This window comes from Ruegeria sp. (assembly GCF_028066395.1).
In the GTDB taxonomy this organism is placed as follows: domain Bacteria; phylum Pseudomonadota; class Alphaproteobacteria; order Rhodobacterales; family Rhodobacteraceae; genus Ruegeria.
Genome location: NZ_JALCBM010000065.1, coordinates 15,337 through 25,120 on the forward strand (window position 1 = coordinate 15,337; position 9,784 = coordinate 25,120).

Consider the following 9,784-nt stretch of genomic DNA (forward strand, 5'->3'; position numbering starts at 1 on the left):
GCGTCCGGCGCGGCATGTCTATCTGCACGCGCTGGCGGTGGCCACGATCAACCCCAAAAGCGTCGCGGGATACCTTGCCGCCTTTTCGCAATTCGTGCAGCCCGGCGTGCCGATCTGGCAGCAGATGGCGGTGATCATGCCCACGGCGCTGGTCATCACCACGCTCAGCTATACGGGCTTCACGCTGCTAGGTGCGCTCATGGGCCGCGCGGCGCTGGGGGCGGTGTTCAACATCTGGGTGCGCCGGGTCATGGCCACCTGTTTCATCATCTACGGCGTGTTGCTGGGCACCAGCACAACGCCCGCAACAAGGGGGTAATGCCATGCAAACCGGGTCCTGCCTTTGTGGTTCGGTCGCGTTCACAATCGACGGGGTGATTGAACCGCCCGCCGCCTGCCATTGCGGTCAGTGCCGCAAGCAATCAGGGCATCTCTGGGCGTCGGCGGTCACGCATCAGGACAATCTCAGCTTCACCGCCAGCGACACGCTGGGCTGGTATCGCGCCTCGGACATCGCGCGGCGCGGGTTCTGCAGCCAATGCGGATCATTCCTGTTCTGGCAGCACAATGACGAGGACACGATTGCAGTCTCGATAGGCTCGCTTGACGAACCCACCGGGCTGAAACTTTCGAAACACATCTTTGTCGCTGACAAGGGTGACTATTACGACATCACGGACGACCTGCCGCAATCGGCACAATGACAGGGAACTATGAAACATGAGTGATTTTCCGACGAAAGCCCGCGTGGTCATCATCGGTGGCGGTGTGGTGGGGACCTCCTCGCTGTACCATCTGGCCAAGAAGGGCTGGACCGACTGCGTTCTGCTGGAAAAGAACGAACTGACCGCCGGGTCCACATGGCATGCGGCAGGCAATGTGCCGACCTTCTCGACCTCTTGGGCGATCATGAACATGCAGCGCTATTCGACCGAGCTGTATTCGCGGCTGGCCGATGAGGTCGATTACCCGATGAACTATCACGTCACCGGCTCGATCCGGCTGGCGCATAGTGAAGAACGGATGCAGGAGTTTGAGCGCGCCGCCTCCATGGGCCGCTATCAGGGTATGGATATCGAAATCCTCAGCCCCGAGGAAACCAAGGAACGGTATCCTTTCCTTGAAACCCACGATCTTGTCGGCTCGCTTTATGATCCGCATGATGGTGATATCGACCCGGCGCAGCTGACGCAGGCACTGGCCAAGGGCGCGCGGGACATGGGCGCAAAGATCCTGCGCTTTACCCCGGCCACCGGTGTGACCCAGCATGATGACGGGACATGGACCGTTCACACCGAAAAGGGCGATATCGCCTGTGATTACGTGGTGAACGCCGCCGGTTACTATGCCCAGCGCGTGGGCGAATGGTTCAAACCCTATGGCGGGCGCACCGTGCCGATGATGGTGATGAGCCACCAGTACCTGCTGTCCGAAGAAATCCCCGAGATCGAGGCTTATACAAAGGGCACTGGTAAGAAGCTGCCGCTGCTGCGCGACGTGGATGTGTCCTATTACCTGCGGCAAGAGAAGCACGGTTTCAACCTCGGCCCGTATGAGCCCAACTGCAAGGGCCACTGGATGAGCGACGATGACCCGATGCCCGAGGATTTCAGTTTCCAGCTGTGGAACGACGATCTGGACCGGATCGAGGATATCGTGACGGACGCGATGGAGCGGGTGCCGCTGATGGGCACCTCCGGCGTGTCGCGTGTGATCAACGGGCCTATTCCCTATGCGCCGGACGGCCTGCCTCTGGTCGGCCCGATGCCGGGTGTCAAAAACGCGTTTGAGGCTTGTGTGTTTACCTTTGGCATCGCCCAGGGCGGTGGCGCGGGCAAGGTGCTGGCGGAATGGATCGTCGATGGCCACACCGAATGGGATATGTGGGCCGTCGATCCGCGTCGTTACACCGATTACACCGATCAGGATTACTGCAACCAGAAGGGTCTGGAGGTCTATGGCAACGAATACGCCATGCACTATCCGCACCACGAATGGCCCGCAGCGCGCGACAAGAAGCTGTCTCCGGTCCATGCCAAGGTCAAGGAACTGGGCGGCGTGATGGGGGCCTATAACGGCTGGGAGCGCGCCAACTGGTTTGCGCAGCCGGGCGACGATACCTCGCTTGAGGCCACGCATACCTGGGGCCGCTCGGGCCCGTGGGAGCAGCGCATCAAGGAAGAATGCGAGGCCGTGCGCGATCATTGCGGTGTGCTCGACCTGCCGGGTTTCTCGCGCTTTGCCCTGAACGGACCGGGTGCAGCAGAGTGGCTGCGCGGCATGATCACCGGCGGATTGCCGAAAGTGGGGCGTATCAATCTGGCATATTTTGCAGACGAACGTGGGCGGATTTTGACTGAGATGTCAGTCCTGCGCCATGCCGAGGACGGGTTCGTCCTGATCACCGCTGCATCGGCTCAGTGGCATGATTTCGAGCTGTTGAAGCGCAATTTGCCAGACGGTCTGGAACTGATCGACTGCACTGTCGACATGAGCACCTTGATCGTGACAGGGCCGAAATCGAGGGAAATTCTGGCCGATCTGACCGATGCCGACCTGTCGCTGGGATGGTTGACCCATCAAAAGGCGAAGGTTGCAGGGCTGGATGCAATCCTGGTCAGGGTTAGTTTTGCTGGCGAGTTGGGTTGGGAAATACATGCTTCGTTTGCGAACATGCCCGCCATCTACGATGCGATCATTGACGCAGGTGCCAAGCCCTTCGGCATGTATGCCCTGAACTCTCTGCGCATCGAAAAAGGGTATCGCGCGTGGAAAGGCGATCTCAGCACTGATTATTCGCTGCTGGAGGGTGGTCTGGGCCGCTTCGTCAAGCTCGACAAATCGCAGGATTTCCCCGGCAAGGCCGCGATCCAGAACGAAAAACAGCAGGGCGTGAAGAAGCAATTCGTCACCCTTCTGGTCGAGGCACAGGATTGCGACGCGCCCTATATGTCCTGCATCTGGCATGACGGGCAGATCGTGGGTGAGACCACCTCGGGCGCGTGGGGCTATCGCATCAATGCCTCGGTCGCGCTGGGCATGGTGCGGCCTGATCTGGCCGCACCGGGCACCGAGTTGGAGGTCGAAATCTACGGCCAGAAATGCCGCGCCGTGGTGCAGGAAGACCAACCGCTCTGGGACCCCGCGAACGAGCGTTTGCGCGCATAGGGGTGCCGGGTTGGTCCCTGTGGCCAAATTGAGCATCGACTGTGGCCGGGAAACCGGCCACAGTTTTGTTTGTTTCTGAACCGAGGTGATAAAGGTCAAGCGATGACGACACCTGAATACATGTCCGGCGTCTACCTCACTGGCCACGGTGGGCCTGAGGCGCTGGAATGGCGTGACGATATTCCGGTGCCGACCCCCGGCCCGGGGCAGGTGCTGGTGCGGGTGGCTGCCGCCGGCGTGAACAACACCGACATCAACACCCGCGTCGGCTGGTACGCGCCCGAGGTGACGGGCGCGACCGATGCGGTGGATCAGGACGTGGAGGCCGGGGGCTGGGGTGGTGCGCTGCAGTTCCCGCGCATTCAGGGCGGTGATCTGTGCGGCTATGTCGAGGTCGCAGGCCCGGAGACCGGATTTACGTCGGGCCAGAGGGTCACCTGTCCGATCAACCTGCCGCGCCCGCGCCCGGGGCATCCGTCAGGTTTCATCGCGCTGGGGTCCGAAATCGACGGGGCCTTTGCGCAATATTGTCTGGTCGAGGCGCGTGATATTTACGACGTCTCGGCCTCACCCTTGTCGGATGCCGAAATCGCCGCCATCCCCTGCGCCTTTGGCACGGCTGAGAACCTGCTGACCCGGGCGGGCGTCACCGCAGGGCAGAATGTGCTGATCACAGGCGCCTCAGGCGGGGTGGGTCTGGCCGCCGTGCAACTGGCTGCGCTGCGTGGCGCGACGGTTTGGGGTGTGACAAGCGCCGTCAAGGCCGAGGTGGTCAAAGGGCAGGGCGCAATCGACACGTTCGACCGTGCCGCGCCGCTGCCGCAGGACAGGTTCGATGTGGTCATCGATGTGGTGGGTGGCCCGGCCTGGCCGGACCTGATCCTGGCCCTGAAACCGGGTGGTCACTACGCGGTATCCGGGGCCATCGCCGGGCCGATGGTTCAGGCCGATCTGCGTGATATCTACCTGCGCGACATCACCATCCATGGCTGCACCCATCAGGCTTTCGACGTCTTTGGTCGCCTTGTCGGGATGATGAACGCCGGGCGGATCAAGCCTTTGATCTCAAAAACCTATCCACTGAAAGACATCGCCCGGGCGCAAGAGGATTTCCAGTCCAAAACATTGCCCGGTAAACTGGTTCTGATCCCGTAAAGGAGCGTGCAAGATGGCTGATATCACCCTTCTGGATGGCTCGATCGGGCAGGAACTGGTCAAGCGCAGTGGCGATGCGCCGACGCCGCTGTGGTCGACCCGGGTGATGATGGATCACCCCGATCTGGTGGGTGCGGTACACGCGGATTACTTTCGCCGTGGCGCGACGGTTGCAACGACGAACACCTATGCGGTCCACCGCTCGCGTCTGGAACGGGTCGGGCTTGAGGATCAACTGCCCGCGCTGATCGACGCCGCCGTGACACAGGCTGAACAGGCCCGGCAGGGCACCGGCGGTCGGATCGCGGGGGCGCTCGGCCCGTTGCTGGCCTCTTATCGCCCCGACCTGAACCCTGACCCGGAGGATGCGGCGCAGAAATTCGGTGAACTCGCCAGGATGATGCAGGACCGGGTTGATCTGTTCCTGATCGAAACCGTCTCATCCCTTCAGGAGGCCGAGGGCGCCCTGCGCGGCACGCAGCATTGTGACAAACCCGTCTGGATGGCGCTGACGGTCATGGATCACGACGGCACCCGCCTGCGCTCGGGCGAGCCGGTGGATGATATCGCCCCGCTGGTTGACCGGTTCAATCCCGAGGCATTGCTGATCAACTGTTCCCGCCCCGAAGCGATCCCGGCGGCGCTAAAGTTCATCAAAGGGCTGGGCCGTCCCTTCGGGGCCTATGCCAACGGCTTTACCGAGATCACCGACGGGTTCCTGCAGGATGCACCGACCGTGGATGCACTGGAACAGCGTCGCGATCTGGGGCCGGACGCCTATGCCGATTATGCTATGGAATGGGTGACGCAGGGGGCCACCATCGTCGGCGGCTGTTGCGAGGTTGGCCCTGACCATATAGAAACCCTGGCCCAGAGGCTGCGCCACGCCGGTCACCGGATTGTTTGAGGAGAAGGCGATGACCGCCGACAACACATCGGACAGCGCCGATCAAAAGCATTTCGATATCCTCGTCGCGCCGGGATATGTGCTGCTGGAACTGGCCTCGCTGGTTGAAGTTCTACGCCTTGCCAACCGGGTCTGTCCGACCCCGCCCTTTACCTATTCCTATCGTTCGATCAGGGGCGGCCCGATTGAAAGCAGCAGCGAGGCGATGGTGGCAACCGACCCCGTCACGCCGTATCCCAAGGCCGATTATCTGTTCGTGATCGGCAATTCCGATCCGGACCAGCCGGACCTGTCGCTGGGACGGATCGTGTCCGACTATACCTATCGCGGCGCGCAGGTGTTTCTGCTGGCCGAGGCCGCCAGCCGCTATATCAAGGAACAGGGCACCGCCGAACTGGCCACCCATTGGGAAAACGCCTCGTTCCTGCGTGAACGCGGCGCCCGGTTCGAGGCCAAGCTGGCCATCGCGACCGAGCATGGCGGCGTCGTCACCTGCGCCGGGATGGAGGCTACGACCGATGTCGCATTGGGCGTCATCGGCCGCCACATCTCGGGGCCTGCCAAGATGACGGTCGCCGATATCATGCTGCATGAAAACATCCGCGACTTTTCCTCGCTGCAGCCGTTTTCGGGGGTGCGCAATACCGCAACCGGCGACGCCAAGCTGGACCAGTGCATCAAGCTGATGCAGGCCAATATCGAAGAGCCGCTGCCGATCAACCAGATTGTCGAGGAACTGCACCTGTCCAACCGCTCGCTTGAGCGCAAGTTCAAATCGGTTTTCGGCACCACGCCCAACGGGTTCTATCGCGAGATGCGGCTGGCCAAGGCCAACAACCTGCTGCTGAACACCACGATGAGCGTGCGCGAGATCGGATTCGCCTGCGGATTCCCCAACGGGTTTTCCTCGGTCTACAAAAGCTTTTTTGGCATAACCCCCTATGTTCTGCGGCGGCAAAAGCGACAATCAACGCAGCGGTGATTTTTGCGGATGCTCTGACGTTTTTGACGCGTTTTCTGTCGACAATCCATGCCAATCAGAATGCAGCTATATATTCGGAGTCCTCACCATGGTTGATCTTCCCACCAAAGCCCGCGTTGTCATCATCGGTGGCGGCGTGATCGGCTGTTCGGTCGCCTACCACCTGACCAAGAAAGGCTGGAACGACGTTGTGCTGCTGGAGCGCAAGCAACTGACCAGCGGCACGACTTGGCACGCCGCTGGCCTGATCGCGCAGCTGCGGGCCACCAAGAACATGACCAAACTGGCGAGATACAGTCAGGAGCTTTATGGCTCGTTGGAAGAGGAAACCGGCGTTGCCACCGGGTTCAAACGCAACGGCTCGATCACCGTTGCCCTGACCGAAGAGCGCAAGGAAGAGATCTACCGTCAGGCGGCCATGGCCCGCGCCTTTGGTGTCGAGGTCGAAGAGATTTCGAACGAACGCGTGCAGGAGCTGTATCCGCATATCAACCTCGAAGGCGTCAAGGGCGCGGTCTACCTGCCGCTGGACGGGCAGGGTGATCCGGCCAATATCGCGCTGGCGCTGGCCAAGGGCGCGCGGCAGCGTGGCGGTATCGTCAAGGAACGCGTGAAAGTGACCGAGATTGCCAAGCAGGGGCGTAAAGTCACCGGCGTGGACTGGGTCGCCGATGACGGCAGCGCCTCGGGCCATATCGAATGCGACATGGTGGTGAACTGCGCCGGTATGTGGGGGCACGAGGTCGGCCGGATGGCAGGCGTGAACGTTCCGCTGCACGCGTGCGAGCATTTCTATATCGTCACCGAGAATATCGACGGCATGACGCAGTTGCCGGTGCTGCGGGTGCCGGATGAATACGCCTATTACAAGGAAGATGCAGGCAAGATCCTGCTGGGCGCCTTCGAGCCGGAATCGAAGCCCTGGGCGATGGACGGCATCCCGGATTCGTTCGAATTCGATCAGTTGCAGGAAGATTTCGACCATTTCGAGCCGATCCTCGAAAAAGCGGTCGAACGTGTGCCGCTGCTGGCCGAGGCCGGTATTCACACCTTCTTCAACGGTCCCGAAAGCTTTACCCCCGATGATGCCTACCATCTGGGTCAGGCGCCCGAGATGGACAATGTCTGGGTCGCGGCGGGCTTCAACTCGATCGGTATCCAGTCCGCCGGTGGCGCGGGCATGGCGCTGGCCGAGTGGATGGATACGGGCGAAAAGCCCTTTGATCTGGGCGATGTCGATATCAGCCGGATGCAGCCGTTCCAGGGCAACAAGCAGTACCTGTTCGAACGCTCCAAGGAAACGCTGGGCCTGCTCTATGCAGACCATTTCCCCTATCGCCAGAAGGCAACGGCCCGTGGCGTGCGCCGCACCCCGTTCCACCACCACATGCTGGAACATGGCGGCGTGATGGGCGAAATCGCCGGTTGGGAACGCGCCAACTGGTTTGCGAATGAGGGTCAGGAACGCGAGTACCAGTACAGCTGGAAGCGCCAGAACTGGTTCGAGAACTCGGCGGCCGAACATCGCGCGGTGCGCGAAAATGTGGGCATGTATGACATGTCGTCTTTCGGTAAAATCCGCGTCGAAGGCCCGGATGCCGAGGCGTTCATGAACTACGTGGGTGGCGGCGACTACTCGGTCGCAAATGGCAAGATCGTCTATACGCAGTTCCTCAACCGCGCCGGCGGGATCGAGGCTGACGTGACCGTCACCCGCCTGACTGAGACCGCCTATCTGGTCGTCACCCCCGCCGCCACACGGCAGGCGGACCAGACCTGGATGATGCGCCATGCGGGCAACTTCAATGTGGTCATCACTGACGTGACTGCGGGTGAAGGCGTTCTGGCTGTCATGGGCCCGAATGCGCGCGCGCTGCTGGAAAAAGTCTCGCCCAACGATTTCACCAACGCCACCAACCCGTTTGGCACCGCGCAAGAGATCGAGATCGGCATGGGCCTGGCCCGCGCGCATCGCGTGACATATGTGGGTGAACTTGGGTGGGAGATCTACGTCTCGTCCGACATGGCCGGCCACGTCTTTGAGACGCTGCATGAGGCCGGACAGGATATGGGTCTGAAACTCTGCGGTATGCACATGATGGACAGCTGCCGGATCGAAAAGGGCTTCCGCCACTTCGGTCACGACATCACCTGCGAAGACCACGTAGTTGATGCCGGGCTCGGCTTTGCCGTGAAGGTCGACAAAGGCACCGACTTCATCGGGCGCGAGGCTGTGATTGCACGTAAGGAGAGCGGGCCCAAAAACCGTCTGGTGCAGTTCAAGCTGACCGATGCCGAACCACTGCTGTTCCACAACGAGCCGATCATCCGTGACGGTGAATATGTGGGTTATCTCAGCTCGGGTAATTACGGCCATACGCTGGGCGGCGCCATCGGTCTGGGATATGTGCCCTGCGAAGGCGAAAAGGCAGCGGATGTTCTGGCCTCGACCTACGAGATCGACGTTTGCGGCGTGAAGGTCAAGGCCGAGGCTTCGCTCAAGCCGATGTATGACCCCAAATCCGAGCGGGTCAAAGTCTAAGCGAAAAAATGGGGGCTCTGCCCCCGCCGCCCGTACCGGGCGACTCCCCCGGGATATTTGGGGCCAGATGAAGAATGGATCCCCTGCTTCATCTGGCTAAAAATATCCCGGAGCGCGAGGCAGAGCCTCGCAAAATTCTTTTTGAAGCGCAGGCTGTTGCCCGGATTGATGGGCCATCACAAAACGTGATGGCTGTCTTCACGTTTTTCACAGTTTTCAAGGCCCCGCGATTTGCCCTAAAGACGGGTGGTATCATCCGGAGACCGGTCGTGGCAGACACCCCTATACCACCAAACAATGCAGATACGCCCAAAGGGCTGGCGCTGGCTGTGACGGCTTATGTCCTGTGGGGGTTTCTGCCGCTGTATATGAAAGCCATCGCGCATATCGGGCCGGTTGAAGTTGTGGCGCATCGTGTCATCTGGTCGGTTCCGGTGGCCGGGCTGTTGCTGGTTGCCTTGGGGCGGACGCGGGATATCAAGGCGGCGTTGCGGAACCCGAAGATGCTGGGGATGGCGTGTCTGACGGCGGCGCTGATCTCGGTCAACTGGGCGATTTATGTCTGGTCCATCGCCAGTGGGCACGCTTTGGACGCGGCTCTGGGGTATTACATCAACCCGCTGTTCAGCATTGCCCTGGGTGCGGCTCTTCTGCGAGAGCCCTTAAACCGGACGCAACTTTTAGCCGTTGGCCTGGCGGCGTTGGGGGTTCTGGTTCTGGTGGTCGAGGCCGGGCGTCTGCCTTGGGCTGCGTTGGGGCTTATGGTCACTTGGGGGTTTTATGCGTTCTTCAAGCGCTCGCTGCCGATTGGACCCAATCAGGGGTTTCTGCTGGAGGTGCTGATCCTGCTGATCCCGGCGCTGGCCTATGTGACCTGGCTGGGCGCCCAGGGTACTGGGCATTTCGGAGGTGCCGTTACCGACACGATGCTGCTGGCAGGCGCGGGGATCGTGACGGCGATTCCTCTGCTGGTCTATGCCAACGGGGCCAAGCTGGTACGCCTGTCGACGATGGGTATCCTGCAATACAT

7 protein-coding genes and 1 pseudogene are annotated in these 9,784 nt (G+C 61.0%); all 8 read left to right on the plus strand.

The genetic code is table 11. From position 1 onward, the window contains the following. Window positions 1-319 (plus strand): annotated as a pseudogene (locus tag MPJ51_RS17410) (LysE family translocator); the annotation flags it as partial. 4 nt (window positions 320-323) lie between these two features. Then, window positions 324-704 (plus strand): GFA family protein, encoded by a 381-nt coding sequence (locus tag MPJ51_RS17415; protein ID WP_298389276.1) that lies wholly within the window; start codon window positions 324-326, stop codon window positions 702-704. A gap of 16 nt (window positions 705-720) precedes the next feature. Continuing rightward, window positions 721-3,168 carry an FAD-dependent oxidoreductase gene (locus tag MPJ51_RS17420; RefSeq protein WP_298389277.1) on the plus strand — a complete coding sequence of 816 codons (2,448 nt, stop codon included), beginning with the start codon at window positions 721-723 and terminating at the stop codon, window positions 3,166-3,168. Between the two features lie 102 nt (window positions 3,169-3,270). Beyond that, a complete protein-coding gene (locus tag MPJ51_RS17425) occupies window positions 3,271-4,323 on the plus strand; it encodes a zinc-binding dehydrogenase (protein ID WP_298389279.1) in 1,053 nt (350 codons plus the stop codon). Between the two features lie 13 nt (window positions 4,324-4,336). Then, the gene (locus MPJ51_RS17430) at window positions 4,337-5,230 is read left to right on the plus strand and encodes a homocysteine S-methyltransferase family protein (RefSeq protein WP_298389281.1); all 894 of its coding nucleotides are present in this window, start codon (window positions 4,337-4,339) and stop codon (window positions 5,228-5,230) included. A 10-nt stretch (window positions 5,231-5,240) separates the two neighbouring features. After that, window positions 5,241-6,212 (plus strand): helix-turn-helix domain-containing protein, encoded by a 972-nt coding sequence (locus MPJ51_RS17435; protein WP_298389284.1) that lies wholly within the window; start codon window positions 5,241-5,243, stop codon window positions 6,210-6,212. A gap of 88 nt (window positions 6,213-6,300) precedes the next feature. Beyond that, entirely contained in the window at window positions 6,301-8,754 is a 2,454-nt protein-coding gene (locus MPJ51_RS17440; protein WP_298389286.1) for an FAD-dependent oxidoreductase, read from the plus strand. A 269-nt stretch (window positions 8,755-9,023) separates the two neighbouring features. Next, window positions 9,024-9,784 (plus strand): EamA family transporter RarD (rarD, locus tag MPJ51_RS17445; RefSeq protein WP_298389288.1); only part of this gene is annotated, 761 nt, incomplete at its 3' end.

Bases quoted from the DNA above. Each gene is read 5' to 3' on its own strand.
- MPJ51_RS17415 (WP_298389276.1), top strand. From the start codon at position 324: ATGCAAACCGGGTCCTGCCTTTGTGGTTCGGTCGCGTTCACAATCGAC.
- MPJ51_RS17420 (WP_298389277.1), top strand. From the start codon at position 721: ATGAGTGATTTTCCGACGAAAGCCCGCGTGGTCATCATCGGTGGCGGT.
- MPJ51_RS17425 (WP_298389279.1), top strand. From the start codon at position 3,271: ATGACGACACCTGAATACATGTCCGGCGTCTACCTCACTGGCCACGGT.
- MPJ51_RS17430 (WP_298389281.1), top strand. From the start codon at position 4,337: ATGGCTGATATCACCCTTCTGGATGGCTCGATCGGGCAGGAACTGGTC.
- MPJ51_RS17435 (WP_298389284.1), top strand. From the start codon at position 5,241: ATGACCGCCGACAACACATCGGACAGCGCCGATCAAAAGCATTTCGAT.
- MPJ51_RS17440 (WP_298389286.1), top strand. From the start codon at position 6,301: ATGGTTGATCTTCCCACCAAAGCCCGCGTTGTCATCATCGGTGGCGGC.